The sequence below is a fragment of the Methylobacterium sp. CM6257 genome, assembly GCF_054611515.1.
Genome location: NZ_CM137735.1, coordinates 2,093,301 through 2,119,912 on the forward strand (window position 1 = coordinate 2,093,301; position 26,612 = coordinate 2,119,912).

27 protein-coding genes are annotated in these 26,612 nt (G+C 70.4%); 15 read left to right on the plus strand and 12 right to left on the minus strand.

What is annotated here, in order from left to right:
* Positions 1-6 precede the first annotated feature (6 nt).
* The 10 genes from ACYCO6_RS10290 to ACYCO6_RS10335 all read left to right on the plus strand — a co-directional run bounded on the left by ACYCO6_RS10290 (position 7) and on the right by ACYCO6_RS10335 (position 9,758).
* The gene (locus tag ACYCO6_RS10290; RefSeq protein WP_459771676.1) at positions 7-486 is read left to right on the plus strand and encodes an ureidoglycolate lyase; all 480 of its coding nucleotides are present in this window, start codon (positions 7-9) and stop codon (positions 484-486) included.
* A gap of 167 nt (positions 487-653) precedes the next feature.
* Positions 654-848, plus strand: a complete 195-nt coding sequence (locus ACYCO6_RS10295; protein WP_459771677.1) for a DUF4089 domain-containing protein — start codon at positions 654-656, stop codon at positions 846-848.
* Positions 845-2,242, plus strand: a complete 1,398-nt coding sequence (locus tag ACYCO6_RS10300; RefSeq protein ID WP_459771678.1) for an AtzE family amidohydrolase — start codon at positions 845-847, stop codon at positions 2,240-2,242. The genes ACYCO6_RS10295 and ACYCO6_RS10300 overlap by 4 nt, the downstream gene beginning before the upstream one ends.
* On the plus strand, positions 2,242-2,625 hold the full coding sequence (hpxZ, locus tag ACYCO6_RS10305; protein WP_459771679.1) for an oxalurate catabolism protein HpxZ: 384 nt from the start codon (positions 2,242-2,244) through the stop codon (positions 2,623-2,625). Before ACYCO6_RS10300 ends, hpxZ begins: the two co-directional genes overlap by 1 nt.
* A gap of 110 nt (positions 2,626-2,735) precedes the next feature.
* Complete coding sequence (locus ACYCO6_RS10310) at positions 2,736-4,358, plus strand: ABC transporter substrate-binding protein (RefSeq protein ID WP_459771680.1); 1,623 nt, start codon at positions 2,736-2,738, stop codon at positions 4,356-4,358.
* 74 nt (positions 4,359-4,432) lie between these two features.
* Entirely contained in the window at positions 4,433-5,386 is a 954-nt protein-coding gene (locus tag ACYCO6_RS10315; RefSeq protein WP_459771681.1) for an ABC transporter permease, read from the plus strand.
* Between the two features lie 14 nt (positions 5,387-5,400).
* On the plus strand, positions 5,401-6,336 hold the full coding sequence (locus ACYCO6_RS10320; RefSeq protein WP_459773508.1) for an ABC transporter permease: 936 nt from the start codon (positions 5,401-5,403) through the stop codon (positions 6,334-6,336).
* Positions 6,333-7,388, plus strand: a complete 1,056-nt coding sequence (locus ACYCO6_RS10325) for an ABC transporter ATP-binding protein (protein ID WP_459771682.1) — start codon at positions 6,333-6,335, stop codon at positions 7,386-7,388. Before ACYCO6_RS10320 ends, ACYCO6_RS10325 begins: the two co-directional genes overlap by 4 nt.
* 8 nt (positions 7,389-7,396) lie before the next feature.
* A complete protein-coding gene (locus tag ACYCO6_RS10330; protein WP_459771683.1) occupies positions 7,397-8,422 on the plus strand; it encodes an ABC transporter ATP-binding protein in 1,026 nt (341 codons plus the stop codon).
* Between the two features lie 88 nt (positions 8,423-8,510).
* Positions 8,511-9,758 (plus strand): hypothetical protein, encoded by a 1,248-nt coding sequence (locus tag ACYCO6_RS10335; protein WP_459771684.1) that lies wholly within the window; start codon positions 8,511-8,513, stop codon positions 9,756-9,758.
* A gap of 133 nt (positions 9,759-9,891) precedes the next feature.
* Here the strand turns inward: ACYCO6_RS10335 and pdxR are convergent, their stop codons facing one another.
* Positions 9,892-11,373, minus strand: coding sequence for a MocR-like pyridoxine biosynthesis transcription factor PdxR (gene pdxR, locus ACYCO6_RS10340; protein ID WP_459771685.1), 1,482 nt, complete (start codon positions 11,371-11,373; stop codon positions 9,892-9,894).
* 101 nt (positions 11,374-11,474) lie between these two features.
* On the opposite strand from pdxR, the gene ACYCO6_RS10345 reads away from it, so the two are divergent.
* A complete protein-coding gene (locus tag ACYCO6_RS10345; RefSeq protein ID WP_459771686.1) occupies positions 11,475-12,101 on the plus strand; it encodes an FMN-binding negative transcriptional regulator in 627 nt (208 codons plus the stop codon).
* Entirely contained in the window at positions 12,098-12,811 is a 714-nt protein-coding gene (locus ACYCO6_RS10350; protein ID WP_459771687.1) for a GNAT family N-acetyltransferase, read from the plus strand. The genes ACYCO6_RS10345 and ACYCO6_RS10350 overlap by 4 nt, the downstream gene beginning before the upstream one ends.
* 7 nt (positions 12,812-12,818) lie before the next feature.
* Here ACYCO6_RS10350 and ACYCO6_RS10355 read toward each other — a convergent pair whose 3' ends face one another.
* Both ACYCO6_RS10355 and ACYCO6_RS10360 read right to left on the minus strand, forming a co-directional pair.
* On the minus strand, positions 12,819-14,366 hold the full coding sequence (locus ACYCO6_RS10355) for a GMC family oxidoreductase (RefSeq protein WP_459771688.1): 1,548 nt from the start codon (positions 14,364-14,366) through the stop codon (positions 12,819-12,821).
* Positions 14,363-15,787 carry an alpha/beta hydrolase gene (locus ACYCO6_RS10360; RefSeq protein ID WP_459771689.1) on the minus strand — a complete coding sequence of 475 codons (1,425 nt, stop codon included), beginning with the start codon at positions 15,785-15,787 and terminating at the stop codon, positions 14,363-14,365. The genes ACYCO6_RS10355 and ACYCO6_RS10360 overlap by 4 nt, the downstream gene beginning before the upstream one ends.
* 123 nt (positions 15,788-15,910) lie before the next feature.
* On the opposite strand from ACYCO6_RS10360, the gene ACYCO6_RS10365 reads away from it, so the two are divergent.
* Entirely contained in the window at positions 15,911-16,666 is a 756-nt protein-coding gene (locus ACYCO6_RS10365; protein WP_459771690.1) for a GNAT family N-acetyltransferase, read from the plus strand.
* A gap of 71 nt (positions 16,667-16,737) precedes the next feature.
* Here the strand turns inward: ACYCO6_RS10365 and xseA are convergent, their stop codons facing one another.
* From xseA to ACYCO6_RS10395, 6 genes are all read right to left on the minus strand, one after another.
* Positions 16,738-18,435: an exodeoxyribonuclease VII large subunit gene (gene xseA, locus ACYCO6_RS10370; RefSeq protein ID WP_459771691.1), complete on the minus strand. Its 1,698-nt coding sequence runs from the start codon at positions 18,433-18,435 to the stop codon at positions 16,738-16,740.
* A gap of 56 nt (positions 18,436-18,491) precedes the next feature.
* Positions 18,492-19,964 (minus strand): MDR family MFS transporter, encoded by a 1,473-nt coding sequence (locus ACYCO6_RS10375; protein WP_459771692.1) that lies wholly within the window; start codon positions 19,962-19,964, stop codon positions 18,492-18,494.
* 186 nt (positions 19,965-20,150) lie between these two features.
* A complete protein-coding gene (locus ACYCO6_RS10380) occupies positions 20,151-21,470 on the minus strand; it encodes an MFS transporter (RefSeq protein ID WP_459771693.1) in 1,320 nt (439 codons plus the stop codon).
* Entirely contained in the window at positions 21,470-21,673 is a 204-nt protein-coding gene (locus ACYCO6_RS10385) for a ribosome modulation factor (RefSeq protein WP_459771694.1), read from the minus strand. Before ACYCO6_RS10385 ends, ACYCO6_RS10380 begins: the two co-directional genes overlap by 1 nt.
* A gap of 67 nt (positions 21,674-21,740) precedes the next feature.
* Positions 21,741-21,998, minus strand: coding sequence for a DUF6894 family protein (locus tag ACYCO6_RS10390; protein ID WP_459771695.1), 258 nt, complete (start codon positions 21,996-21,998; stop codon positions 21,741-21,743).
* 126 nt (positions 21,999-22,124) lie between these two features.
* A complete protein-coding gene (locus tag ACYCO6_RS10395; protein ID WP_459771696.1) occupies positions 22,125-22,388 on the minus strand; it encodes a hypothetical protein in 264 nt (87 codons plus the stop codon).
* A 554-nt stretch (positions 22,389-22,942) separates the two neighbouring features.
* Between ACYCO6_RS10395 and ACYCO6_RS10400 the strand changes: the two genes are divergently transcribed.
* Both ACYCO6_RS10400 and ACYCO6_RS10405 read left to right on the plus strand, forming a co-directional pair.
* Positions 22,943-23,959 carry an NAD-dependent epimerase gene (locus ACYCO6_RS10400; RefSeq protein ID WP_459771697.1) on the plus strand — a complete coding sequence of 339 codons (1,017 nt, stop codon included), beginning with the start codon at positions 22,943-22,945 and terminating at the stop codon, positions 23,957-23,959.
* A gap of 299 nt (positions 23,960-24,258) precedes the next feature.
* The gene (locus ACYCO6_RS10405) at positions 24,259-24,624 is read left to right on the plus strand and encodes a c-type cytochrome (protein WP_342105849.1); all 366 of its coding nucleotides are present in this window, start codon (positions 24,259-24,261) and stop codon (positions 24,622-24,624) included.
* A 50-nt stretch (positions 24,625-24,674) separates the two neighbouring features.
* Here ACYCO6_RS10405 and ACYCO6_RS10410 read toward each other — a convergent pair whose 3' ends face one another.
* From ACYCO6_RS10410 to ACYCO6_RS10420, 3 genes are all read right to left on the minus strand, one after another.
* Complete coding sequence (locus ACYCO6_RS10410; protein WP_459771698.1) at positions 24,675-25,193, minus strand: MarR family winged helix-turn-helix transcriptional regulator; 519 nt, start codon at positions 25,191-25,193, stop codon at positions 24,675-24,677.
* 128 nt (positions 25,194-25,321) lie between these two features.
* Complete coding sequence (locus tag ACYCO6_RS10415) at positions 25,322-26,266, minus strand: site-specific tyrosine recombinase XerD (protein ID WP_459771699.1); 945 nt, start codon at positions 26,264-26,266, stop codon at positions 25,322-25,324.
* Positions 26,263-26,415 carry a histidine kinase gene (locus ACYCO6_RS10420; RefSeq protein WP_459771700.1) on the minus strand — a complete coding sequence of 51 codons (153 nt, stop codon included), beginning with the start codon at positions 26,413-26,415 and terminating at the stop codon, positions 26,263-26,265. The genes ACYCO6_RS10415 and ACYCO6_RS10420 overlap by 4 nt, the downstream gene beginning before the upstream one ends.
* Between the last annotated feature and the right edge of the window lie 197 nt (positions 26,416-26,612).

The window sequence follows — 26,612 nt, forward strand, 5'->3', positions numbered from 1 at the left end:
GACGCAATGCGTACACTCTCTCTCGAGGAGATCACCTCTGAGGCCTTCGCACCGTTCGGGGACGTATTGCGGAGGCCGGTCAAGCCCCCGCGCCAGGACAATGCCGGCCTGATCGTGAATGATCGACCTGGAATCGGCCTGAACCTGGCGCTGGTTCGCAGTGAGCCGGCCGCCGGGCTGCTGCCGCTCCGGCGCCTGGAGCGGCACCCGCATTCGAGCCAAGCCTTCCTTCCGCTGGCGGTCGAAGCCTACCTCGTCGTGGTGGCTCCGGACCGCGGCGGTGCTCCCGATGAAAGGGCGCTGCGGGCGTTCCGAGTTCCCGGCTCCGTCGGCATCAATTATCGCGCAGGTGTCTGGCATGCGCACATGATGACCCTCGAGACGCCGGGCACCTTCGCCATGCTGGTGCATGAGGACGGGTCGGCCGATGACTGCATCTTCGCGTTCATCGCGCCGGTTTCGGTCACCGTGTCGGAGGCGGCCTAAAATTGAGGCAGCGCGGGCGCTCCAGACGATTTCCCGACCCTCGCCGCTGGACTGCCTTCTGATTGAGCATGCTGACCATCCCAGGAGACCACGGAGGACCGGGACCGGCATGAGGCCTGCTATCAGGTCGATCGGCCGGCTGCCCGAAAGTCGGCGCGAGGGAAGCAATGCCTGACGCACCAGCACCATTCGATCCGGACCGCTATGTAGCAGCCGCCGCGCCGCTCCTGGGCCTTGAACTCGATCCGGCCTGGATCGCGCCGATCACGGCGAATCTGCGCGTGCTGGCGGCGGCAGCCGAGCTTGTGACTGCCTTCCCGCTGTCCGACGAGATCGACGCGGCACCGAGGTTCGAGGCATGAGCGCGCACTATGCCCTGGACGCCGCATCGATCGCCGCGGCAGTTTCGGCGGGCCGCACCCGTGCCCGCGACACCGTGACGACGGCGCTCGACCGGATCGCGCGGCACGACGGCCGCGTCGGTGCCTTCACGGCCGTCCTCGCGGAGCGTGCGCTGGCCCGGGCCGATATCCTCGATGCCGCTCTCCGCGACGGCACCGCCGCCGGTCCGCTCGCCGGGGTGCCCTTCGCGGTGAAGAACCTGATCGACATCGCGGGCCTGTCCACCCGGGCCGGCTCGAAGATCAACCGGGAGCGCCCGCCGGCCGAGCGCGACGGCGCCCTGGTCCGGCGCCTGGAGGCGGCCGGGGCGATCCTGATCGGCGCGCTCAACATGGGCGAGTACGCCTACGACTTCACGGGTGAGAACGTCCACGACGGCGACGCCCACAACCCGCACGCCCTCGACCACATGACCGGGGGTTCCTCCGGCGGCTCGGGTGCCGCGTTGGCCGCCGGAATGGTGCCGCTGACCCTCGGCTCCGACACCAATGGCTCGATCCGCGTGCCCTCCGCCTTCTGCGGCTGCTTCGGACTGAAACCCACCTACGGACGGCTGAGCCGGGCCGGGAGCTTCCCCTTCGTCGGCAGCCTCGACCATCTCGGGCCCATGGCGCGGAGCGTGACCGATCTCGCCCTCGCGTATGACGTCATGCAGGGGCCGGATCCGGACGACCCCGTGGCGACGACCCGCGCCGCGGAGCCGGCCGTCCCGGGCCTTGAGGCCGGGACCGATCATCTGCGGATCGCAGTGGCCGGGGGCTATTTCGCCCGCGGCGGCGATCCGGAAGCTTTCGCAGCCGTGGCCCGGGTCGCGGGGGCATTGGGGACACACCGCACCGTCGAGCTGCCGGAACCCCATCGCGCCCGCGCTGCCGCCTACCTGATCACCGCGTCCGAGGGCGCGACCCTGCATCTCGACCGCCTGCGCGCCCGGCCGCAGGATTTTGATCCGGCCGTGCGGGACCGGCTGATCGCCGGGGCGATGATCCCGGCCCCACTCGTCGAACGGGCGCAACGCTTCCGCCGCTGGTATCGGTCGCGCGTGCTGGAGCTGTTCGACGGCCTCGACGTGATCCTGGCGCCGACCACGCCGTGCCGGGCACCGAAGGGCGGCCAGACGCACTTCGTCCTCGACGGCGTGACGCTGCCGGTGCGAGCCAATATCGGCGTGTTCACGCAGCCGATCTCGTTCATCGGCCTCCCTGTGGTCGCGGCGCCGGTCTGGCTCGATGACGGATTGCCCCTAGGAGTCCAAGTCATCGCCGCTCCCTGGCGCGAGGATCTCGCCCTGCGCGTCGCGCGCTATCTCGAACGGACCGGCGTCTGCTCGGCGCCCGTCGCGGAGCTTGCCTGATGATCATCGACGATCCCGCTGTGAAGGCCGAGGTCGAGGCCGCGTTCCGGGCCTACGAGACGGCGCTGACCACCAACGACGTCCCGACCCTTGAAGCGCTGTTCCGGGACGATCCGCTGACCATCCGTTACGGCATCGGCGAGAACCTCTACGGCATGGACGCGATCCGCGCCTTCCGCCGGGCCCGCTCCCCCGTGGGCCTGGAGCGGACGCTGGCACAGACGGTGATCACCACCTACGGGCGCGACTTCGCCACCGCGATGACGCTGTTCACCCGGGCGAATGCCCCTGGCAAGATCGGCCGTCAGAGCCAGACCTGGGCGCGGTTCCCGGAGGGCTGGCGGGTGGTCGCCGCCCATGTGAGCGTCATCGACGCCGCGTAGCGGCGGGGGCAGCCTGCGCATGCACCGCGGCCCGACTGGCCGCGGGCTTGCATACCGTCGAGCGTATTCCGGGCCGCCCGGCCCGGACCCACGCGAGTATCCGACCCAAGATGCTGTCCCGTCTGAAAAATTTCGGCGTCCGTGCGGCGCTGGCCGGTGCCCTGGCGCTCTCCGCGAGCACCGCCGCCCTCGCGCAGGGAACGCTACGGATCGGCATGACCGCCTCCGACATCCCGCTGACCACCGGCCAGACCGACAACGGTGGCGAGGGCATGCGGTTCATGGGCTACACGGTCTATGACGGGCTCATCAATTGGGACCTCTCGAGCGCCGAGCTGGCCTCTGACCTTGTGCCGGGGCTTGCAACCAGCTGGGGCGTCGACGCCAACGACAAGACCAAATGGACCTTCAAGCTCCGGCCGGGGGTCAAATTCCACGACGGCTCCGACTTCACCGCCGACGCGGTGGTGTGGAACCTCGACAAGCTCCTGAAGGCCGACGCGCCGCAATACGACCCGCGGCAGTCCGCCCAGGGCAAAACCCGCATCCCGGCCGTGGCGAGCTACCGCGCGGTGGATCCGCTGACGGTCGAGATCACCACCAAGGCCCCCGACGCGACGCTGCCCTACCAGATCGCCTGGATCATGATGTCGTCGCCGGCCCAGTGGGAGAAGCTCGGCAAGTCCTGGGACGCCTTCGCCAAGCAGCCCTCGGGCACGGGCCCCTGGAAGCTCACCCTGTTCGCCCCACGCGAGCGCGCCGAGATGGTGCCGTTCAAGGAGTACTGGGACACGAACCGGGTGCCGAAGCTCGACAAGCTTGTGCTGATCCCGCTGCCCGAGGCCAATGCCCGGACCGCCGCCCTGCGCTCCGGCCAGGTGGACTGGATCGAGGCGCCCGCGCCGGATTCGGTGGCCTCGCTCAAGAGCGCCGGGTTTACGATCGTCACCAACGCCTATCCGCATAACTGGACGTGGCACCTCTCGCGGGTGGAAGGTTCGCCCTGGAACGACATCCGGGTGCGCAAGGCCGCCAATCTCGCCATCGACCGCGAGGGTCTGAAGGAGTTGCTCGGCGGCCTCGCGATCCCCGCCAAGGGCTTCATGCCGCCCGGCCACCAGTGGTTCGGCCACCCGACCTTTGACGTGAAGTACGACCCGGAGGCCGCCAAGAAGCTGCTCGCCGAGGCGGGCTACAGCCCGGCCAAACCCCTGAAGCTGAAGGTCGCGATCTCGGCCTCGGGCTCGGGCCAGATGCAGCCCCTGCCGATGAACGAGTTCGTGCAGCAGAACCTCGCCGACGTGGGCATCCAGGTCGATTACGAGGTCGTGGAGTGGAACACGCTGATCAACATCTGGCGGGCCGGCGCCAAGGCCGACGTCTCCCGCGGCGTCGCGGCGATCAACTACTCGTACTTCATCCAGGACCCGTTCACCGGCTTCATCCGCCACCTGCAGTGCAACTTCGCCCCGCCGAGCGGCACGAACTGGGGCTACTACTGCGATCCGGCGATGGACAAGCTGTTCGACCAGGTCCGCAACACCTTCGACAAGGCCGAGCAGACGAAGCTCCTGGAGAAGATCCATGAGAAGTATGTGGACGACGCGCTGTTCATCATGATCACGCATGATGTGAACCCACGGGCGATGAGCCCGAAGGTGAAGGGCTTCGTCCAGGCGCAGAACTGGTTGCAGGACTTTTCGAAGATCACCGTCGCGACGGCTGGACGGTAGCGGACGGGACGCATCTCTCCTCCCCGTTGCGGGGAGGGGAATAGCCGCGGCTGTGCATGACAACAGGGCCTTGAATGCTGCTCTACATCCTCAAACGACTGGTCTACGTGACGCCCGTGGCGTTCGGAGTCAGCGTCGTCTGCTTCCTCCTCGTCCACCTCGCGCCGGGCGATCCCCTGAGCGCGGTCCTGCCCGCCGACGCCACCCAGGCCACCATCGACGAGATGCGGGCCGCCTACGGCTTCGATAAGCCGCTGCCGGTCCAGTACCTGATCTGGCTCTGGCACGTGCTGCACGGCGACCTCGGCATCTCTATCGCCACCGGAAGGCCGGTGCTGGGCGAGGTCGGCCGCGCGGTGGTCAACTCGCTGATCCTCGCCTCGGTGGCGACCGTGATCGGCTTCACCTTCGGCACGCTGTTCGGCTTCGTGGCAGGCTATCACCGGAACTCGCTCGCCGACCGGGCGGCCTCCGCGCTCTCGGTCTTCGGCGTGAGCGTGCCGCATTACTGGCTCGGCATGGTCCTGGTGATCGTTTTCTCGGCCACCCTCGGCTGGCTGCCGCCCACCGGCGCCGGCCCCGACGGCTCCGGCAACTGGCGGCCCGATGTCGACCACCTGCGCTACCTGATCCTGCCAGCGGTCACGATGTCGGTGATCCCGATGGGCATCATCGCCCGGACCGTGCGGGCGCTGGTCGCCGACATCCTGTCCCAGGACTTCGTCGAGGCTCTGCGCGCCAAGGGCATGGACGAGCGCGGCGTGTTCAAGCACGTGGTCCGCAACGCCGCCCCGACCGCGCTCGCCATCATGGGCCTGCAGCTCGGCTACCTGCTGGGCGGCTCGATCCTGGTCGAGACCGTGTTCGCCTGGCCGGGCACCGGCTTCCTCCTCAACGCCGCGATCTTCCAGCGCGACCTGCCCCTGCTGCAAGGCTCGATCCTCGTGCTGGCGATGTTCTTCGTGGTCCTCAACCTGCTGGTGGATGTGATGCAGACCGCCCTCGACCCGCGCATCGAGCGCGCCTGAGCCGGAGCTTGATGATGACTGCTCCCGTCACCGCGGCTTCTATCGCCCTCGACGGCGGCGTGCTCGCCGCCGAGGACGCCGCCCACGGCCCCGAGGCCGCCTTCGCCCCGTCCCGGGGCTTCTGGGGCCATGTCGGCCACCGGCTGGTGCGCGACCCCGTCGCCATGGGCGCCGGCGCCGTGATCCTCCTCGTCGTGATCATCGCGGTTCTGTCGCCCTGGATCACCCCGATGGACCCCTACAAGGGCTCCATGCTGCGCCGCCTGAAGCATGTGGGCGACGCTACCTACTGGCTCGGATCGGACGAGCTCGGGCGCGACATGATCAGCCGGCTGATGCTGGGCTCGCGGCTCTCGCTGTTCATCGGCGTCACCCCGGTGCTGATCGCCTTCGTGATCGGCTCCGGCATCGGCATCCTGGCCGGCTACGTCGGCGGCTGGACCAACACGATCCTGATGCGCACCATCGACGTGTTCTTCGCCTTCCCGTCGGTGCTGCTGGCGATCGCCCTCTCGGGGGCGCTCGGCGCCGGCATCTTCAACTCGATCGTCTCGCTGACCTGCGTGTTCGTGCCCCAGATCGCACGCGTCGCCGAGAGCGTCACCACCGGCATCCGCAAGCGCGACTACATCGACGCCGCCAAGCTCTCCGGAGCTTCGGCCCTGACGATCATGCGCGTGCAGGTGCTCGGCAACGTCGTCGGGCCGATCTTCGTCTACGCGACCAGCCTGATCTCGGTCTCGATGATCCTGGCCTCCGGCCTGTCGTTCCTCGGCCTCGGCGTACGCCCGCCGGAGCCCGAATGGGGCCTGATGCTCAACACCCTGCGCACCGCGATCTACGTGAACCCGGTCGTCGCGGCCCTGCCGGGCGTCTGCATCTTTATCGTCTCGATCGCCTTCAACCTGTTCTCGGACGGCCTGCGCGCCGCCATGGAGATTCGCCAGTGAGCGTCATCCCGGACGCCCCCGACCCGTTCGCCCGCGACCGCGGCGGACCTGCCCAGCCGCTCCTGTCGGTCTCGGGCCTGTACAAGCACTTCCCGGTCCGCAAGGCTGGGGGAAAGAAGCAGGTTGTCCGCGCCGTCGATGGCGTCGATTTCGAGGTGCTCAAGGGCGAGACGCTGGGCATCGTCGGCGAGTCCGGCTGCGGGAAGTCGACCACCGCCAAGCTGCTCATGGGCCTGATCGAGCGCGATTCCGGCGAGATGCTGTACGACGGCCAAGCCGTGGGCGAGCGCGCCATGCCCTGGCGATCCTATCGCCGTCAGGTCCAGATGGTGTTCCAGGACAGCTACGCGTCCTTGAACCCGCGCATGACTGTCGAGCAGTCCATCGCCTTCGGCCCGAAGGTGAACGGCGTACCCGGCCGGGAGGCGGTGGAGCGCGCGCGGACGCTGCTCGCCCGGGTCGGCCTTGAGCCGAAGCGCTTCGCCGGCCGCTACCCGCACGAGATCTCCGGCGGCCAGCGGCAGCGGGTCAACATCGCCCGCTCGCTCGCCCTGGAGCCGCGACTGGTGCTGCTCGACGAGGCCGTTTCGGCCCTCGACAAGTCGGTGGAGGCGCAGGTCCTGAACCTGCTCCTCGATCTCAAGGCCGAGTTCGGCCTGACCTACATCTTCATCAGCCACGACCTGAACGTCGTGCGCTTCATCTCGGACCGGGTGATGGTGATGTATCTCGGTCGGGTCTCCGAGATCGGCCCCTCCGACACGGTGCTCGACGCGCCCGCCCACCCCTACACCGAGGCGCTGCTCGCCTCGATGCCGTCGCTGGATCCCGACAACCGCACCCAGGCGGCGCTGCTCGCGGGCGACCCGCCGAACCCGATCGACCCGCCCCCGGGATGCCGCTTCCACCCGCGCTGCGCCCTTGCGGAGGGCATCTGCAGCCAGACGGAGCCGCCGCTCGACGCGATCCAACCGCTGCACCGCGTCGCCTGCCTCGCCCGGCAGCCCGGCTCCGGCCATTCCGCGGCTCCCGCAGAGGCGCTCGCCGCATGAGCACGCCGATGTCTCCTTCAGAACCCGCCGTCGCACTCAGGAACCTGCGCGTCGCCTTCGGCAAGGTTCAGGTCGTCGACGGCGTCGACCTGACCCTGGAGCGCGGACAGGCGATGGCGCTCATCGGCGAATCCGGCTCGGGCAAGAGCGTGACGCTGCGCGCGATCCTGCGCCTGTTCCCGGAAGGGCGCAGCCGGATCGAGGGCCGGATCGTGGCGGCCGGCAAGGACGTGCAGGCGCTGACCAAGTGCCAGCTCGCCGACTTCCGCGGCGGCGACGTGTCGATGATCTTCCAGGAGCCGCTGCTCGCCTTCGACCCGGTCTACACCGTGGGCCGGCAGATCACCGAGGCGATCCTGCGCCACGAGACGATCTCCAAGAGCGAGGCCCGCAAGCGCGCGCTCGCCCTGTTCGAGCGGGTGCGGATCCCGAGCCCGGAGCGGCGGCTCGACAACTACCCGCACGAGATGTCGGGCGGCATGCGCCAGCGCGCCATGATCGCGCTCGCGCTCGCCTGCCGGCCGCAGGTGCTGCTCGCCGACGAACCGACCACCGCGCTCGACGCGACGGTGCAGATCCAGGTCCTGCTGCTCCTGCGCGAGCTGCAGCGCGATCTCGGGCTGTCCATCATCATCGTCACGCACGATCTCGGGGCGGCCGTGGAGGTCGCCGACCGGATCGCCGTGATGTACGCGGGCAAGAGCGTCGAGACCGGCACCGCGCATCAGGTGGTCCTGAACCCGCACCATCCCTACACGATCGGCCTGTTGCGCAGCCGGGCGGAAGGGGCCCTGGCCAAGGGCTCCCGGCTTGAGACCATCCCCGGCAGCCCGCCGGACCTCGCCAACCGGCCCCCGGGCTGTCCCTTCGCGCCACGCTGCTTCCTGGCCGAGGAGCGCTGCCGCCGGGAGATGCCGCCGGTTGCCGAGATCGCCCCCAGCCACCGCGTCGCCTGCTGGCGAACCGAGGAGGCTTCGGCCGCCTACCGGGCCGGGCCGGCCCCGGTGCGCGCGGCGGAGCCGGTTCCGGCCTGATCTCGACGCCTCCGCGCGGAGCCTTTATCCGGCTTCGCGCGGTTCCGGCGCGGAGGACCGCGTTCGAACCGGCCGCGCGGACATCACGATGAGCCACGTCCCATCCGAGATCCTCCTCGTCCCTCGGGGGGAGGCGGGCCATTTCCTGGCGGCGGCGCTCGGCTGGATGGGCAAGCGCGTCACCGTCACACCGCATCCGGGTGAAGCGAACCACGTCCTCTGCCTGCCCGTCCTCGACTTCGTCCGCCTGGGCTTTCCCGAGGCGAACGGGCGGCTGGACCTCCTGCAGCCGGGCGACGCCGAGAACCTCCGGGCCGGCCGGGCGGCGCTGCTTCTCGACCTGTCGAACGAGGGGCCGGGCCTCCACGCACCCACCTTCGAGGCGCTTCACCGCAACCTCGACGGGCTCGGCATCCCGCGTGAGCGCGTCATCCTCGCCTCGCAGAACCGGATGCTCCGGCTCGACTACGAGCGGCGTTACGGCGAGGGCCTGCGATTCTGGACCTTCGAGTTCTTTCCGCTCCAAGTCGCTCTGTGGCTCGACGCGGAGGCGGGCCCCCGCCTGTTCCCTCAGCACCCGCTGGATCGGACCGGCTATACCCCCCTCGCGCACACTACGGGGCCGGCGCGCTTCCTCTGCCAGAACGCGGCGCTCCGCTGGCACCGGGTCCTGCTCTACCGCTGGTTCCAGCTCAACGGCATGGATCGGGAGGGGCTGATCTCGTTCCACGGGATCGGCCCGGACAACCCGAAAGCGGGCGGCATCAACGTCTTCCATGCGCCGCCGGAGATCGAGGCGACCTTCGGGCCGCTGCTCGCCGATGTCGGCGACTGGATTCCCCGGCAGGCCCGGCGGATCGACGCGCCCGCGCAGGGCACCGACATGGTCATGACGCTGGACACGCAGACCTACGCGGATTGCGACCTGACCGTCATTTCGGAGACCGACTTCTTCGAGCTCGGGGTCGAGCGCGTCACCGAGAAATCTCTGAAGGCCGCCGCGACCGGGCTGCCCTTCGTGACGGTCGGCGCTCCGCGGGCCGTCGCGCGGCTGTCCGAGCTCGGCTTCCACATCTTCGGCAACCTGATCGACCACGATTACGACCTCGTGGCCGATCCGGTAGAGCGCCTGCCGCTCGTGTTCCGGTCGATCGAGCGGGCCTGGTCCGACTGCAGGGGCGACCGCGCCGCCTGGCACCGCCGGGCACGGGAGCAGGCCGACGCGAATGTCGCGCATGCGCGGTGTGGGCTGCTCCCGCAGCTCGACCGGGTGATGGTCGCACCCCTCGTCGAGCGCCTGACCCGGTTCACGGAGACGGGCGCGATCGTGCACTGAGTGCGGCCACGCCGTGACCACAGTTCCTCAGCCTCCGGACCGGCCTTGCAGCACGTGGCTGCCGCGGCCCACATGATCCGCGGCATTCCGGACCTCGCGCGGGGCGGATGGTCGGAGAACCTGCGCCTGTGGCTCAGACTGCCTGCCGCAGCGCTTCCGCCATGCGCCGCACCGCCGGCTCAATCGCGGGCTCGGCGACCGCGGCATAGCCGAGCAGCAAGCCCGGCTCCGGTGATCCGGCATGATAGGCCGAGAGGGCGACTGCGGAGATCCCGGCCCGTCCGAGGGCCGTCACCGCAGCTGCGTCGGTCAGGGCAGGGCTCCAGCGCGGCCCCGGCCGGGCGACCAGATGCATCCCGCCCTCCATCGGAGTCATCGTGACCATATCGGCGCCGTGGCGGCGCGCGGCCTCGACCAGCGCCTCCTGGCGCAGGGCGTAGAGGCGCCGGGTCCGCCGCAGGTGCCCGGCCAGGTGCCCGTCCTCGATGAAGCGGGCGAGCGCCCACTGGCCGATCCCGTGGGGCGCCGGACCGGTCTCGGCCAAAGCCTGGTTCACCGGCGCCACGAGACCGCGGGGCAGCACGAGGTAGCTCAGACCCAGGGCGGGCAACAGGAGCTTGGAGAAGCTTCCGACGTAGATCACGCGTCCGCCGCGATCGAGGGCGCGCAGAGGCGCGAGGGGACGGCCGGCATACCGGTAGGCCCCGTCGTAATCGTCCTCGACGATCCAGCCCGACGCGGCCTCGGCCCAGGCCAGCAGATCGAGCCGGTTCTCCAGGCTCATCGCGTGGCCCAGCGGATAATGGTGGGCCGGTGTCACTACGGCGAGCCGCGCGCCGGGCGCCGCCGATACCGCGCGGGTGACCGAGAGCCCACCGGGTCCCACCGGCACCGGGACCGGGTCCAGGCCGGCGCTCGCCAGCGCCTGCGCGATACCCGGGAATCCCGGCTCCTCGACCAGGGCGATCTCCCCGGGATCGAGCAGCAATTCGGCGAGCAGGCGCAGGCTCTGGCGGATGCCGGCCGTGACGATCACGTCGTCGGCCTCGCAGGCAACCCCGCGTGCCTGCGCCAGATAGGCTGCAATGGCACCCCGGAGCGCGGGCGAGCCGCGCGGATCGGACCGCTCGGGCGGCCCGCGTCGCCACTCGGCCTGGAGCAGGCGCGCCCATACCGCGTAAGGGAAAGCGTCCAATGCCGGGCGCCCGAGCGCGAAGGCGTCGGGCACGCCGGGTCCAGCCATGTACCGCCGCGCCGGTGCCGCGACGAGGCGGGCGCCGCGCCGCGAGAGGCTCGGCGGCGGCGCGGCTGCCGGTTGCTTCACCATGCTCGACGGCGGGACCGTATCGTCCGGAAGCGTTGCGGCGACGCGCGTGGCCGAGCCGGGTCGCGCCGTCAGGTACCCTTCGGCGGTGAGCTGCTCCAGGGCGAGCACCACCGTCCCGCGGGCGCAGCCGAGATCCGCCGCGAGGATGCGGGAGGCCGGAAGCCGCGAGCCGCGCGGCAGGCGCCGGTCGAGGATCGCGGCGCGCAGGCTCTCCCGGAGCTGGGCATGCAGCGGCGTCGGCGAGGCCGGATCGAGGCTGACGGACAGGGGCAGCGGTCCCCGAGCCATGGCGCAAAGCGGTCCAGTTGAGTTCGAGAAATTGGACCTTTCGCCTGGTCCGCCATCGGGTCAAGCAGGGCCGTGTCGAGGCGTCACGCAGGACAGGGCCGATGTACCAGCCGCCGCATTTCCGCGAAGATTCTCGGACCGCGCAGCACGCGCTAATCCGGGCTTACCCGCTCGGCCTGCTGATCACCGGCGACTTGGACGGCCTGACCGCCAATCCGATTCCGTTCCTGCTCGACGAGGCGGGTGAGCATGGGGTCCTGCGCGCCCACCTCGCGCGCGCCAACCCGCAATGGCGGGCGCTCGCCGCGGCCGAAGAATGCCTGGTCGTGTTCCAGGGGCCGCAAGGCTACGTGACGCCGGACTGGTACGCGAGCAAGCGCGAGCACGGGCGCGTGGTGCCCACTTGGAACTACGCCACCGTCCATGCCTGGGGGCGACCGCGGGTGATTGAGGATGAAGGCTGGCTGCGGCGTCAGATCGCCGATCTTACGACCCTACGCGAGGCCCCGCGCGCCCGACCCTGGGGGGTGACCGACGCGCCCGAGCCGTTCGTGGCCGCCCAGCTCCGGGCGCTGGTCGGGGTCGAGATCCCGATCACCCGGATCGAGGGCAAGTGGAAGATGAGCCAGAACAGGCCCGAGGCCGACCGGACGGGCGTCATCGCCGGGTTCCGGGAAGCGGGCGAGACGGTCCTCGCCGGGCTGGTGGCCGAACGGAGCGGATCATGAGCGCGCGTCTCGACGGGTTCGGTCAGCCGATCGGTCCGGCTCTCCCGGACTGGACACCCCGCCCACGCCCGCCACGGACGCCGATGGAGGGCCGTACCTGCCGGGTCGTACCGCTGGACGCCGATGCCCATGCGGCGGGCCTGTTCGCGACCTACAGCGCGGCGTCCGACCTGCGCGGCTGGACCTATCTCGGCGACGAGATGCCGGAGAGCGAGGCGGCCTACCGGACGCGTCTCGCGGCGATGGCGGAGAGCCAGGATCCGCTGTTTCATACGATCCTCGATGGCGCGAGCGGCGAGGCGCTCGGGATCGCATCCTATCTCCGGATCGACCCCGGGAACGGCGTGATCGAGGTCGGCCATCTCCATTTCGGGCCGAAGCTTCAGCGGTCGCCGGCCGCCACGGAGGCGATGGTGCTGATGATGACCCGGGCCTTTGAGCTCGGCTACCGCCGCTATGAGTGGAAGTGCGACAGCCTGAACGCGCCCTCCCGTGCGGCGGCGCTGCGCCTGGGCTTCACCTTCGAGGGCGTCTTCCGCAATGCCGTGGTGGTGAAGGGCCGCTCCCGCGACACAGCGTGGTTCTCGATCACCGACGCGGACTGGCCTCGCGTGCGCGCGGGCTTCGCGGCGTGGCTCGATCCGGCGAACTTCGACGCGGAGGGCCGGCAGCGGCGCGGGCTCGCGGAGCTGCGCGCCGAGGCCGGGTGAGGGCACCTCAGGCCGGACCGGCCAGGAACGCCTCGGCGGTCCGCAGGCTCAGCGCCATGATGGTGAGCGCCGGGTTCGCGGCGAGCGAGCTCGGGAAAGTCGAGCCGTCGCAGATCCACAGGTTGTCGATGTCGAAGCTGCGGCCGCGGGGATCGACCACGGCGCTCGACCCGTCCCGCCCCATCCGGCAGGTCCCGAGCGTGTGGGCCACGCGCTCCAGCACCCAGATATCCTCGGCGCCCGCCGCCGCCCACACATCACGCATGACCTGCGTGGCATGGGCGTTGAGGCGGTTCTCGTTGGTGCTGTAGCCGAAGCTGATTTGGGCCTTGCGCATCCCGTGGGCGTCGGTCTCGTCGGAGAGCGTGAGAACGTTGGCGTCGCACGGCAAGGTCTCGCCGTTGATGCCGATGCCGGCGAGGTGGTTGTAGCGGTCGAGGTAGTCGAGCAGCGGCTTGCCCCACAGGCCGCGTCCGCGTGCGACCGCATTGCCGAACGTCAGCGGCACTACCCCGAGGCTCTGGATGAGGTAGCCTCCGGCGAAATCCGCGCCCGACCGCACGAAATCCTCGGTGATCAGGGAGGAGGGGTAGCCGCGGTTCATCCGCACCTCGTGCGGGAACGTCCCCCAGACCTGGGTCGCCACGTGGCCCATGTAGTTGCGGCCGACCTGATCGCTCGAATTGGCCAGCCCGAGATTCAGGAGCAGGCGCGGCGTCTCGACGGCGCCGGCGCAGAGGAACACGGCCGCGCAAAGCTGGCGCCGGTCCTGGCCGCCCTGGCGGTAGACCACCGCGGTGACCCGGCCGTCGGCGCCACGCTCAAGACCGTGCACGAAGGCTTCCGGCCTGATCTCCGCGCCGTGGGCGAGGGCCAGCGGCAGATAGGTGACGTCCATGCTCGCCTTGGCGCCCGTGCGGCAGCCCTGGTGGCAGAAGCCGCAATTGATGCAGGCGTGGCGGCGTGGGCCGTCCTCGGAGTCGAAATCCCGCGATACCACGGCCGCGGGGGCGTCGGCCCAGCGGATCCCGAGCGCCTCGCAGCCCTCGGCCATGATCCGCGCCGGTCCGTTACGCGGAACCGGGCTCAGGGGGTACCGGCGATCGGGATCCCAGGGATAGCTCTGCGCTCCCGAGACGCCGAGGAACCGCTCGACCCGCTCGTAGAACGGGACCAGCTCGGCGTAGCTTATTGGCCAGTCGACGCCCTCGCCGGACTCCGAATGGAGCCGCAGGTCCCTGGCATCGGCACGGGGCACGAAGGCACCCCAGTGCAAGGTCGAGCCGCCGACGCCGGTGCCACTGTTGTTCGCTCCGAAGGCCTCCGGGGTCGAGCCGCCGCTCAGGCGCTCCTCGGTCCAGTAGATCTCGTCGGCCAGGGACTCGTCGAAGGCGAAGCGCTCCGGCGTGAAGTTCGGTCCGGCCTCCAGGGCCACGACCCTCAGGCCGGCTGCGGCGAGGCGGGCGAGGAGCGGCGCGCCGCCGGCCCCGGTCCCAACGATGACGGCGTCGACGACCTCGTCCTCGCGGTGAGTCCGCATGCCATCGAGGTTCATCGTAACGCCTCCTCGTGGACTGGACGGGGCTCCCAGGGCTCCGGCGCATCGAGTCCGACTTCGCGGAAGCCCGGCAGCCCGTCCGCGATCGCAGCCGGCCGGTCGCCGCCCGCGCCGATGCCCGAGAAGCCGATCCGGGCGAGCGCCGCCGGATGGGCGAGCCAGAGGCGGGCCGCATCGGCGCGCAGGTCCTCGAACCAGAAGCGCATCTGGTCCGCGTCCAGTCGGCCGCCGAGGGGGTCCGGAACATTCAGGTCTCCCCTCTGGAGGAGGGTGAGCAGCGCGTCCTGGCTCTCGGGATCGAGGACCACGAACGGTTTGCCCACCGCGGCGCGGGCACCCGCGTCGAGGGTCCGCAAGCCGGCGCGGTAGGCGTTCGCGTCTGGCGGCAGCGCCGAGAAGCGCCAGCCATCGCCGGCTCCGGTCGCGAGGCGCCTGTCGAGCCGCGCGGCGAGATCGAGATCCGGCACGGGCAGGACGCGCGCTAGGACGGCGCGCAGGAGGGCGAGTTCCACCGGATCGAGGGCTTCGGGCCGGAAGCCGGGATCGTCCGGCCCGGCGCGCTCCGCCAGCGCCGCTCGGAGGCGGCTGTTCACCCGGTCCGAGGCGATCAGCGCCGCATAGGCCGGCGGCACCGCCGGCGCGCGGACGGTGGCCCTCTCGGATCGGCCGCCAACATGGTCGCGCAGCAGGTCGGCCAGGATCTCGGGCTGCTCCAGCGGCATAAGGTGACCGACGCCGTCTACGGTGAGGCGGCGATGGTGCGCGAGATGGGGTGCCATCAGAGCGTGCTGCGCGTCGGGTCCGAGATCGGCGTCTTCGGAGCCCGCCAGGATCAGCGCCGGCGTGCGCAACACCCCGATGCGGCGGCACCAATCCTCGCGCGCTCCGGATTCGAGCCACGCCTTCCAGGCCTCGGGCGAGGCCTGGAGCACGTCGACGACTGCCGAGGCCTCCACGTCCGGGGCGAGCGGCGCGCCGACATTCTCGCGCACGAAGGCCTTCGCCTCCCCCCGCCGCATCTCCGGATCTGCGTCGATCCAGGCGCGCATCCGGGCGCGGCGATCCTCCGGAATCGGCTCGGGGCTTGGCGGCGAGCCCGAGATCAGGATCAGGTCCGTGAGCCCCTCCAGGCCCGTCTCCCCGTCCTCGGATCGACGGGCCAGAGCCAGCGTCACCTTCGCGCCCATGCTGTGGCCGGCGATCCCGAAGCGCGCGGGCGCCCGCTCGCGGATCACCCCGGCCACATGGTCGGCCATCGCGCCGACGGAAAATCCTGTCCTGCCCGCTTCCTGGCCGAAGCCCGGCAAGTCTATGGGCACGCAAGTCAGCGCACTGTCGAGGGCGCGCGTGAGCGGCTCCCAGCTTCGGGCACTTCCTCCCAGAAAGTGAAGGCAGAACAGGAGTTCAGGTCGGGACATCGCGGAGACATTGCGCGAGCCTGAAATGCTTCAAGCGAACGCGACGCCGCAGGGCTAAAGTCTTCCCACATCCGCATTTGGCCGGGCCCCGGCCCTATGCGATCACAGCCACCGGAGGATTCCATGCCGACGGATCTCGATCTCGCCTGGCGGGTAGAGGAAGCCTGCCTCAACGCCTGGCCAAGTCCGCGCCAGCTCCTGATCCACGGCTACCTGCTGCGTGCCTCCGGCGGACGCTCGAAGCGGCAGAACTCGATCAATCCCTTGCGCGGGAGCGGCGCTCCGGAGGCGGCGATCGAGGCCGGCCAGGCGATCTATGAGGGTCTCAGGCTGCGCGCGATCTTCCGGGTGCCGACGATCGCCCCCCAGGCGGAGCCACTCCTGGCGCGGCGCGGCTTCGCCGTCGTGGACGAGACCTGCACGCTCTACCGCGACCTCGGCGGTCCGCCGGAAGAGCCCGATCCCTCCGTGGATCTCGCGCCGGCTCCCGATGCCGAATGGCTCGCGCTTCGCGATGCGGTGAACGGGGCGGATACGGCCGCAGCCGAGGCCTTTCGCGAGACGATCCGGGCCCTGATCCTGCCGCGGGCCTTCGCGTCCGTCTCCGCGGAGGAGGGGATCGGAGCCATCGCGTTCGGGGTGCTCGACCGCGATCTGCTCGTGATGGAATCTGTGGCGACGCCCGAGCCCCTGCGCGGTCGTGGTCATGCCCGGCGGGCCGTCGGCGCCCTGCTTCGCTGGGGCCGGTCTCGGGGCGCGCGGGCAGCCTGCCTGCAGGTCGTCGCGGGGAATGCCCCGGCGCGGGCGCTCTACGGCGGTCTGGGCTTCGGGCGGGAGCTGTACCGGTACCATTACCGCGTCGGACCGCTCCCCGGCTGAACCCTCGATCACGGCCCAGCCCGTTTCCGCCCGGATCGACGCCGGAGGCCGAGCTTTCCGAGGACGCCGTATCAGGCGTCGAACAGAGAGCCCTGCCGCGCCGGCTGAGCGGCGCTCGTGCTGGCCCGCTTCCCGGTCACCCGGCCGGCATTCGAGGGGGCCGCCGCGCCTCCCCGGCGTGCGGGCTTGGCGGACAGTGACGGATCGGCCGTCCCGTCGGGAATCGCCGCCACCGTCCCGTCGGCGAATTGCAGGCTGAGGCGGCTGGCGGCCGCGGCCTCGGCGGCTCGGCGCACCGGCAGGCCGGCCGCGTCGCGCACCAGCACGTAGCCGCGTTCGAGCACGGCACGGTAGCTGAGCGAGCCGAGCAACCCGGCCAAGCCCTCCAGACGGTCGCGGCGGCGCTCGATACTCCGTGCCCCGGCCTGTGCGAGACGGTCGGAGAGGGCGAGCAGGCGATCCGCCCGCCGCGCCTGGAGCGCCCGGGCCCGCTCGAGGCTGGCATCCCGGGCGACGACGAGGCGCCGCCCGAGCTGGACCAGGGCCTCTCCCTTGCGCTGCACGTCGTTGCGCAGCGCGTGGAGCGGCCGATGGTCGATCCGCGCCAGCCGCGCGCGGGCATTGGCCAGGGCCACGTCCGGCGAGCGTCGGGCCATCCGGTCGAGGAGGAGTTGAAGTCGCGCGCGCTGGCGGCTCGCCCCCGCCGCCAGCGCCGGGGCGAGCCGCGCCTCGGCGAGATCGAGCCGCTGGCGCTTGGCCGCCAGCAGGGCGTCGGCGCCCGGCAGGGCGCGCCCAAGCGACCGCAGGTCCAGGCGGTCGCGCTCGATCCGGCGCCCGATAGCCCCGACCGACCGGGCGGCGAGGTCGGCGACGGTGGCGATCAGGTCGGCGCGAACCGGCACGGCCATCTCGGCGGCGCCCGTGGGCGTCGGGGCGCGGCGGTCGGAGACGTAGTCGATCAGAGTGGTGTCGGTCTCGTGGCCGACCGCGGAGATCAGTGGGATCGCGCTCTCGAAGGCGGCGCGGACCACGCATTCCTCGTTGAAGGCCCAGAGATCCTCGATGGAGCCGCCGCCGCGGGCGACGATCAGGACGTCCGGGCGCGGGATTAGGCCGGTCGCAGGGAGCGCGTTGAAGCCGCGGATCGCGCTCGCGACCTCCTCAGCCGCTCCGTCGCCCTGGACCCGCACCGGCCAGACCAGCACGGGCCGCGGGAAACGATCCTCCAGCCGGTGGAGGATGTCGCGGATCACCGCGCCGGTCGGCGACGTGACGACGCCCACCACCCGTGGCAGGTAGGGGATCGCCCGCTTGTGCTCCGGAGCGAACAGGCCTTCCGCGGCGAGCTGCTTCTTGCGCTCCTCCAGCAGGGCCATCCAGGCGCCGAGACCCGCCGGCTCCAGGCTCTCGACCACGATCTGGTACGAGGACTTGCCCGCGAAGGTCGTGATGCGGCCGGTGGCGACCACCTCCAGCCCTTCCTGGGGCTTCTGGCGGAGGCGCCCGAACGTGCCCTTCCAGACCACCGCGTCGATGCGCGCCTGGCCGTCCTTCAGGGAGAAATAGGCGTGGCCGGAGCCGTGCTGCCCGCGAAAGCCCGAGATCTCGCCGCGCAGGCGCACGTGCCCGAAGGCATCCTCAAGGGTGCGCTTCAGCGCGCCCGCCAGCTCGCCCACCGTCCATTCGGGCTGGTTGGCGGTGAGCACGCTGGTCGGCGGGATGTCCGCCGCGAGCGAGGCTGCGGGGCGTGGGGGCGGCACGAGGGGCATGGCCGGACGCTAGACCATGATGGGGCCGCGCGGAAGCGGATCGGCCGCCTCGCAGCCTACTCCACGGCGAGTTCGCGCGGCGCGTCCGAGATCGCCACCGACGGGACGAGGAGCGACAAGAGCAGGGTCAGCACGGCCACGGCCAAGACCGTCCAGAACGTGCCGTGGAGGGCGTGCTGGAGCCCCTCCCGGATGGCGTCTCCGCCGGCGCCGAGGCTTGCCGGATCGTCGAGCAGGCGCCGGAGTTGGTCAGAATCGACCGCCGGCCCGCTCGACGGGTGTGCCAGCCGATAGTTCAGCACCGCCCCGAGAGCCGTGGCGCCGAGCGTCGAGCCGAGGTTGCGCGAGAAGATGTTCGAGGCCGTCGCCGCTCCGCGCTGTGCCCACGCGACGCTGTCCTGGATGATCACGATGGCGGCGGTGGACAGGAAGCCCATGCCGAGACCCATCACGATCGACCCGCCGGCCGCCACGATGGGGGAGGTCGCCGGCCCCAGCGCCACGAAGGCGATGGCGCCGACCGGCAGCAGGGTTGCGCCCACCAACAGGGTCGGACGCAGGCCGAACCGCACGAAGTTGCGCGCCGCCGTGGTGGCGCCGATGGGCCAGCCTAGGACCATCAGCGTGAGGGTCAGGCCGGCGATCAGGGGCGATTGCCGCAGGACGCCCTGGACGTACATCGGCAGGAACGCGGTGAGCCCGATCACCGTCATGCCGGAGAGCAGCGTCGCGGCGTTCGCGGCCGCGATGGGGCGCTGCATCCACAGGTGGATGTCGAGCATCGGGTCGGCAGCGCGGCGCTCCTGGAGCACGAACAGGATGGCGGCCACAACGAAGCCAACGGCCGGCCATAGGGCCGAGGCCGCCCAATCCCCCGCCTCGGTCAGCGCCATCATCAGCCCCGCGATGGCGGCGGTGAACAGGGCCGCACCCAGGGCGTCGATGGAGCGGCTGCGACGCTCGACGCCCTCGTGCAGGTAGGCGAGGAACAATCCGGCCGCGATCACGCCGATGGGCAGGTTGATCCAGAAGATCCAGGGCCAGCTCAGTTGGCCGATGATGAGACCACCCACCAATGGCCCGGCCACCGAGGAGATGCCCCAGACGCTCGCCAGATAGCCCTGGATCCGGCCGCGCTCTCGCGCCGAGTAGAGGTCTCCGACCACCGTCAGGCTCACCGGCTGGATCGCTCCGGCGCCGACGCCCTGTATGAGGCGGAACAGGACCAGCGACGGCATCGACCACGCGAGGCCGCACAGCAGGGATCCCGCCAGGAATACCGCGATGCCGAACAGAAGCACCGGCCGCCGCCCGTAGAGATCCGACAGCTTACCGAACACCACGGTGGTGGCGGTCTGGGTCAGCAGGAAGGACGCGAACACCCAGGCGTAAAGATGGAGGTCGCCGAGCTGCCCGGCGATCTGCGGCATGGCCGTCGAAACGATCGTGGCCTCGATAGCGATCATGAACATCGCCGCCATCACCGCGGCGAGGACCAGCGGGCGGCGCGTCTCGGGAGGTGTCGGCATGGGCGCGGTCTAGGCCCGGGGCAGGCGCGGACCTAGCGCGAACAGGCCGCGTTCGGCGGCCCGGTGCGTGGTTCGTGCGGGAGCACACACCGAAAGCCAGGACGTTCCGCTGACAGCGCATGGGTTCCGCGCCGCGATGTTTCCGGCGCATGTGTCGGGCTGCCCGCCCGTCGAGTACCGGCGCGGCTAGGCCTCGGAATTTCGATCGAGGTCCCGCCCCCGGGTCTCCGGCAGCAGCAGCGCGGCCATGGTTCCGACGAGGCTGAAGGCCGCGAGGTAGTAGGCCGGCGCGAGCCGGTCGCCGGTCGCGGCGATCAGCCAGTTCACCGTGTAGTTGGTGCTGCCCCCGAACACCGAGACCGAGACCGCGTAGACGATCGACAAGCCGGCGCTGCGCACCGCCCGCGGCAGCGCCTCCGGGATCCCGACGATCACGGCGGCGGCGTTGATCGAGGACAGGGCCGAAAGCAGGAACGTCACCGCGTAGACGCTCGCGGCGCTCGGGGCCTTCACCACCCAGGCGAAGGCCGGGACGGCCAGGATCAGGATCAAGGCCCGCGGCCAGATCATCACCGGCCGGCGGCCCACCCGGTCCGCCAGCCAACCGCCGAGCAGCGGGAACACGACGGAGGCGAGCCCCAGGGCGATCGGCACCGCCGTCGCGGCGGTCTCGCTGAGGCCCAGCGTCGCGCCGGCAAAGACCGGCATGTTGGTGCCGACCGCGTTCGACACGGTCGAGGCCGCGATGACCAGAAAGGTCAGGCCCAGAAGGCGGCCGTGCTCCCTGAGGAGCCGTCCGACCACCGCCAGGGTCGAGGACGCCGCGTGCGGATCCGCCTCGACGCCGGCCGTCTCCGGCAGATGGCTGCGGATCACGAGGCCCACGGGCACGACGCACAGGCCAAGCGCGAACATGATCCTCCAGCCCCACTCGGCCATCGCGCGGTCGCCCATGACCAGCGCCAGAGTGGTCGCGAAAACCCCGGCGAACAGCGCGGCGCAGCCCTGGCTGGCGATCTGCCAGCTCGTCACGAAGCCGCGCCGGTCCTGCGGGGCCGCCTCCAAGAGGTAGGCGGTGGACGGGCCGACTTCGCCGCCGAGAGCCAGGCCCTGGATCAGCCGTCCGCCGATGACGATCACCTGCGCCCAGCCGCCGATTTCCGCGTAGGACGGGCAGGCCGCCAGCATCAGCATGCCGAGCGCCATCAGCGCGATGGTGATCAGCATCGCCGGCTTGCGCCCGGCGCGGTCGGCGAACGCGCCGATCAGGGCGCCGCCGATGGGCCGCATGACATAGCCGATACCGAACAGGGCCAGCGACGCGAGCAGGCTGTGGGTCGGATCGGTGGCCGGGAAGAACGCCTCGCCGATGGGTTTCGCGAAAAAGGCGTAGACCGTGAAATCGTAGAACTCGAGGGCATTGCCCAGCACCACGGCACCGACCGCCTTGCGGTCGAGGGCAGGGTGGGGTGGCGCGGCGAAACAGGTTCCGGTGCGTGCATCCATCAGCGCACCGGCCCGGCCGGGTGCTGGGCGATACCGCCGGTCACGGGCTCGACGCCCTCCGACAGGGCCTCGTCGTAGCCGGACAGCCAGAGCGCGCGGGCCTCCGTGCCCTCCGCGTAGGGGCAGGCCTCGCGGGCCAAGCCCTTGCGGGGCGCGGCGCGGCCGAGCGCGCGCGCGTCGAGGTCGTTCGGGGGTGAATCCATCCTGGCGCAGCTCCTCGCCTGTCGCATCCGGCGCCATGTAGGGCGCGGATCACGCGAGTCGCCGCTCTCAATGCAGGGTGGGATCCTCCGGCGCGGGCAGCGTGACGGCCTCGCCGAACGGGAATTCCAGCACCACCTCGCCCGCGGCGTCGGTGACGACGAGGCAGGCGGTCATCAGCCGGGCCTGGTCCTGGGGCGCATGCAGCGCGGCGCGGATCGCGGCGCGAGCCTTCTCCCAAGCCTCGTCCGGATCCCGCAGCTCGATCCCGGTCGGATCGGTGATCATGTCGTCGTTGATCTGCGTATGGAAGAAGTAGCGCGGCATGGCGTTCACCGATCAGGGTCGCTCCCGGGCGGGAGCACCACGTTCCAAGTGGTGATCGGGACCGGCCGGCACAGCACCCCGGTCGTGCAATCCTCGCGCGGTGCCGGCTCGCCGGGGCGACGCGGCTCAACCGTTGGCGGCTCTCGCTTCCGGGGCCGCGGGAACCGGCCGGAGGGTCCGCACCTGGGCGGGAGCGCCGCCTGTGCGATGATGCTTCTCCATCATCATCAGCGGCCGCAATTCGGGCTCGGCGAAATCGAGCAGCTTGGCGTTGCGCCACCGCGGCTTGGCGGCACCGCGACCGAACCAGCGCGGCCGCGCCTCCTCGACGAGCAGGACCATCCGACCCGTCCAGGATTTCCGGAACCAGAACCGCCCCGTCAGAGCCATCGTCGAATCCTCGCGAACAGGCCGCCCGTGGCGATCGGCCGAGGCGATCGCGTTCGGCAACGATCGCGGCAATACCGGACTTGGCCGTTGATGTACTGGTCGATAGCGCGTGCGGACGGGTAAGCCACCGATATCCACAGCGGTGCACGAAGGTCGAACCGGTCGATGTTCAGCGCGCGACGTGATGGACGAACAGCCCTAGGACGACGAGCCACACGAGACCCGAAACCCCGTAGACGAAGCCTCGCAGGAGCGCGGCTTCCAGGGCCGAATGGGCCGAGCCTCGGGCCGGTGGCCGCTTCCTGCACTCCGCCGGGGACGTCCTGGCCGCAGGGAGGGATGGCGCGGCGAGGAAGCGCGTCAGGCTCTCCGGGAGCGGTCGATCGTCGGGCTTCACGGCACCGGAGAGACTACGCGCTCCCGGCCCGGGTCGGCAAGGCGTCTCCGAATTCCAATGCAACCGGTTCAGGCTCGGAAGACCGTCCGATTTGTGACGGTCGGGGCCCGTGCTACAGGTTGACGCCGGCGGGACATCCCGCCCGTCCGGTACGAGCATGTCCCTGCCTCCAGTCCTGATCACGGGCGTCGCCGGCTTCATCGGGAACCAGCTCGCCCTGCGCCTTCTCGAAGCCGGCCGCCAGGTCGTCGGCCTCGACAACCTCAACGCCTATTACGACGTCGGGCTCAAGGAGGCACGGCTTCGCCGCCTCGATCCCTTCGCGGGCCACAGCTTCGAGCGCGTCGATCTCGTGGACTGGGCCGGGCTCGACACCCTGTTCCGCCGTCACGGCTTCCGAACCGTGATCCATCTCGCCGCCCAGGCCGGCGTGCGCCATTCCCTGACGGACCCGCACGCCTACGCGTCAAGCAACCTCGTCGGCTTCCTCAACATCCTCGAAGCCTGCCGCCACGGCGGCGTCGAGCACTTGCTCTACGCCTCCTCAAGCTCCGTCTACGGCGGCGTCACGGCGATGCCGTTCTCGGTACACCAGAACGTCGATCATCCGCTGAGCCTCTACGCCGCCACCAAGAAGGCGAACGAGCTGATGGCGCACAGCTACAGCCACCTCTACGGGCTGCCGACCACGGGCCTGCGGTTCTTCACCGTCTACGGCCCCTGGGGACGCCCCGACATGGCGCTGTACCTGTTCACGCGGGCCATCCTGGCGGGCGAGCCGATCCGGGTGTTCAACGAGGGCCGGATGCTCCGGGACTTCACCTACATCGACGATATCGTCGCGGGGATCTGCGCCCTGACGGACCGGCCGGCCACGCCGGACCCGGCCTGGAGCGGGTCCGCCCCGGACCCGGGGACCAGCTCCGCGCCCTACCGCGTCTACAACATCGGCAACAACGAGCCGGTGGCGCTCATGGATATGATCGCGCATCTCGAAGAGGCGCTGGGCCGCCCGGCTGAGAAGATCCTGCTGCCGATGCAGCCGGGTGACGTGCCGGCGACCTACGCGGATATCGATGATCTCGTGCGCGATGCCGGCTTCCGGCCTTCGACGCCCCTGAAGCTCGGCATCGGACGCTTCGTGGACTGGTATCGGGGCTATCACGGCGTTTGAGGGGTTCGCCGCGGTCGCCGCCCGATCGATGCCGGCCGTTCTCGGATGGCCGAGATTGGCGGAGGCAGGGCCGCCCTCGACCCCCGAATTCCCGGCTTCCAAGTGCCGCAGGGAGCTAAATCGGACGCATCGGGTTGAGGCATACGGCGGTCGGACGCGGCCGCCTGGATCACGCACCGGGATTTCGGCTCCGCGAGACTAGGCCGTTGCACCGTGTGTGCGGATTCATTTAGAGCTGTTCCAGGCAGGCAAGCTCTGCCTTCAGTGCTGCCGCGGCGGCGGCCAACAGGAGGAAATCCATGCGTTCACTCGTTCTCGGCGCCGTCCTCGCCGTCCTGATCCCGCTCTCCGCGCAGGCCCAGGAGGCCGGAGATGCGGCCGCCGGCGAGAAGGCGTTCGCGCCCTGCAAGGCGTGCCACAACTTCCAGAAGAACGGCGTGGGTCCGGACCTGAAGGGCGTCGTCGGTCGCAAGGCCGGCACCTACGAGGGCTACAACTACTCCGCCGCGCTGAAGAATTCCGGCATCACCTGGGACGAGGCCAACCTTCACGAGTGGCTGAAGAACCCGAAAGCCAAGGTGCCCGGCACCAAGATGATCTTCCAGGGCTACCCCGACGACAAGAAGATCAACGACGTGATCGCCTACCTCAAGACGCAGTCCTGAGGCCGAACGCCTGATCGAAACCCCGGGGCGGCCCAGCGTCGCCCCGGCCCCTATTCGGGAAGCAGCCCCGCCTGGAGGCCCAGCCTCAGGGTGACGAGATCGTGCAGCAGGTCCTTCCGGCCCTGCATGTCGAGACCGGTCAGACCACCGGCCTCGTCGGGGATGCAGGCGAGAACGTCGCGCAGCTTCTCGCCGGCCGGTGTCAGGAAGATGCTGACCTGCCGCTCGTCGACGCGGTCGCGGGCGCGCCGAACCCGGCCGGACGCTTCGAGGCGCTTCAGAAGCGGCGTCAGGGTCCCGGAGTCGAGGAACAGGCGGTTGCCGATTTCCTTGACCGACAAGCCGTCCTGCTCCCAAAGCACCAGAAGGACCAGGTACTGCGGATAGGTCAGCTCGTAGCGGCCGAGCAGGCTGCGATACGCGCGGCCGAAGGCATGTGCGGCGGCATAGACCGCGAAGCAGAGCTGGTTGTCGAGGCGCTGCCGCTCCTGCTGCGAAGGCTGGTCGACGGTTGCATGCCCCGCCTGATTCGGCTCAGCGCCGCTCCGCGAAGCAGTCGGGCCTGACATAGGCGTACTCTCTCTGGTAAAGACGGGCTCGCATACCGGTATGGCGAAGGGTCACTCTTAGGCAGTTCGCAGAACCTGTACAATTGGTGTGATCGACAAGGACCACCAGGTTGTCGGCGCCGCGGCGCTCAGCCGTCCATCAGCGGGTGCAGATCGCGGACCATCGCCTTCAGACGTTCATCGAGAACATGCGTGTAGATCTGGGTCGTCGAAATGTCGGCATGGCCGAGCAGCTCCTGGACGATCCGCAGATCGGCCCCGTTCTGCAGGAGATGACTGGCGAAGGCGTGGCGCAGCACGTGCGGACTCACGCGGTCGGGACGTAGCCCCGCCTCGAGGGCCACAGCCTTCAGGTCGCGGGCGAAGGCCTGCCGGGTCAGATGACCGCTATCACTGTCGGCGGGAAACAGCCATGCGGATTCCTCGGGCACCGCCGCGAGGTGGACCGCCATGGCGGCGCGGGCCGCTTCCGTCAGCGGCACGAGGCGCTCGCGGCCGCCCTTTCCCTTGATGAACAGGTAGCGCTCGCGGGTCGCTCCGGCAGCGCGGGGCAGGGCGACGAGTTCCGAGACGCGCAGGCCCGTGGCGTAGAGGAGTTCGAGCAGGCAGGCCATCCGGCGCGCCCGGCGGGCCGGCCCCGGCGCCTGATCGGCAGCGGCCGCCGCCTGGACAACGGCCAGGAGGCGATCGACCTCGGCGATGGAGAGTACCTTCGGCAGTGTCCGCCCGCGGCGCGGGCCCGCGATCGCCACGCTGGGATCCGCCGGTGCACCGCCCTCGGCGTACAGGAACTTGTGAAAACCGCGGATGCAGGATAGGCGCCGCGCCGCCGACGAGGCCTTGAGCCCCCGGGTTTCGAGATCGGCCAGGAAGGCCCGGAGCGTGCCGGCATCCACCGCCTCGAGCGCGATCCCGGCCCGGCCGAGATAGGCGAGATAATCGTCGAGATCGCGCCGATAAGCCGCCAGGGTGTTGATGCCGGCTCCCCGCTCGGCGGCCAGCATGTCGAGATAGTCGGCGGCCTCCGGGCAGGGCGCCCGGACGGGGTCGCCGCTATCTTCGGCCACGCTCAACGATTGCCCGGCTGGAGCTTCGAGGCCGGGATCGTCACGCTCATCTCCCGCGGCGTCGGCTGGACGAAATTCGCCAGCGTGAACATCGCGGCGAAGACGAGGCCGGCCAGGATCGCGAGGGTCGCAAAGAAACGGAACAGGGTCGGCACGTCGGTCGTACCTCGGGCAGACAGGCGGAGGCGGCGGAGAGAGGGACAAGCGGAGGCTTGCTCCGAGCCGCCGCGGGTGCCCGGTTTCGATCACGCCAACACGGCGCTGACAAGGCCCACAACGACACAGCGATGCGTTTCGCTGGCCGCTTGAATCGCGCTAAGAGCCTGCCGCAGGATAAGAGCCCCCGGCGGCG

What these genes read in the sequence shown, in the direction of transcription:
- ACYCO6_RS10410 (WP_459771698.1), bottom strand. Translation starts at nt 25,193, where the DNA reads ATGTCAGGCCCGACTGCTTCGCGGAGCGGCGCTGAGCCGAATCAGGCG.
- hpxZ (WP_459771679.1), top strand. Translation starts at nt 2,242, where the DNA reads ATGATCATCGACGATCCCGCTGTGAAGGCCGAGGTCGAGGCCGCGTTC.
- ACYCO6_RS10345 (WP_459771686.1), top strand. Translation starts at nt 11,475, where the DNA reads ATGTACCAGCCGCCGCATTTCCGCGAAGATTCTCGGACCGCGCAGCAC.
- ACYCO6_RS10335 (WP_459771684.1), top strand. Translation starts at nt 8,511, where the DNA reads ATGAGCCACGTCCCATCCGAGATCCTCCTCGTCCCTCGGGGGGAGGCG.
- ACYCO6_RS10355 (WP_459771688.1), bottom strand. Translation starts at nt 14,366, where the DNA reads ATGAACCTCGATGGCATGCGGACTCACCGCGAGGACGAGGTCGTCGAC.
- ACYCO6_RS10360 (WP_459771689.1), bottom strand. Translation starts at nt 15,787, where the DNA reads ATGTCCCGACCTGAACTCCTGTTCTGCCTTCACTTTCTGGGAGGAAGT.
- ACYCO6_RS10385 (WP_459771694.1), bottom strand. Translation starts at nt 21,673, where the DNA reads ATGGATTCACCCCCGAACGACCTCGACGCGCGCGCGCTCGGCCGCGCC.
- ACYCO6_RS10395 (WP_459771696.1), bottom strand. Translation starts at nt 22,388, where the DNA reads ATGGCTCTGACGGGGCGGTTCTGGTTCCGGAAATCCTGGACGGGTCGG.
- xseA (WP_459771691.1), bottom strand. Translation starts at nt 18,435, where the DNA reads ATGCCCCTCGTGCCGCCCCCACGCCCCGCAGCCTCGCTCGCGGCGGAC.
- ACYCO6_RS10290 (WP_459771676.1), top strand. Translation starts at nt 7, where the DNA reads ATGCGTACACTCTCTCTCGAGGAGATCACCTCTGAGGCCTTCGCACCG.
- ACYCO6_RS10375 (WP_459771692.1), bottom strand. Translation starts at nt 19,964, where the DNA reads ATGCCGACACCTCCCGAGACGCGCCGCCCGCTGGTCCTCGCCGCGGTG.
- ACYCO6_RS10295 (WP_459771677.1), top strand. Translation starts at nt 654, where the DNA reads ATGCCTGACGCACCAGCACCATTCGATCCGGACCGCTATGTAGCAGCC.
- pdxR (WP_459771685.1), bottom strand. Translation starts at nt 11,373, where the DNA reads ATGGCTCGGGGACCGCTGCCCCTGTCCGTCAGCCTCGATCCGGCCTCG.
- ACYCO6_RS10350 (WP_459771687.1), top strand. Translation starts at nt 12,098, where the DNA reads ATGAGCGCGCGTCTCGACGGGTTCGGTCAGCCGATCGGTCCGGCTCTC.
- ACYCO6_RS10400 (WP_459771697.1), top strand. Translation starts at nt 22,943, where the DNA reads ATGTCCCTGCCTCCAGTCCTGATCACGGGCGTCGCCGGCTTCATCGGG.
- ACYCO6_RS10330 (WP_459771683.1), top strand. Translation starts at nt 7,397, where the DNA reads ATGTCTCCTTCAGAACCCGCCGTCGCACTCAGGAACCTGCGCGTCGCC.
- ACYCO6_RS10405 (WP_342105849.1), top strand. Translation starts at nt 24,259, where the DNA reads ATGCGTTCACTCGTTCTCGGCGCCGTCCTCGCCGTCCTGATCCCGCTC.
- ACYCO6_RS10300 (WP_459771678.1), top strand. Translation starts at nt 845, where the DNA reads ATGAGCGCGCACTATGCCCTGGACGCCGCATCGATCGCCGCGGCAGTT.
- ACYCO6_RS10315 (WP_459771681.1), top strand. Translation starts at nt 4,433, where the DNA reads ATGCTGCTCTACATCCTCAAACGACTGGTCTACGTGACGCCCGTGGCG.
- ACYCO6_RS10380 (WP_459771693.1), bottom strand. Translation starts at nt 21,470, where the DNA reads ATGGATGCACGCACCGGAACCTGTTTCGCCGCGCCACCCCACCCTGCC.
- ACYCO6_RS10310 (WP_459771680.1), top strand. Translation starts at nt 2,736, where the DNA reads ATGCTGTCCCGTCTGAAAAATTTCGGCGTCCGTGCGGCGCTGGCCGGT.
- ACYCO6_RS10390 (WP_459771695.1), bottom strand. Translation starts at nt 21,998, where the DNA reads ATGCCGCGCTACTTCTTCCATACGCAGATCAACGACGACATGATCACC.
- ACYCO6_RS10320 (WP_459773508.1), top strand. Translation starts at nt 5,401, where the DNA reads ATGACTGCTCCCGTCACCGCGGCTTCTATCGCCCTCGACGGCGGCGTG.
- ACYCO6_RS10365 (WP_459771690.1), top strand. Translation starts at nt 15,911, where the DNA reads ATGCCGACGGATCTCGATCTCGCCTGGCGGGTAGAGGAAGCCTGCCTC.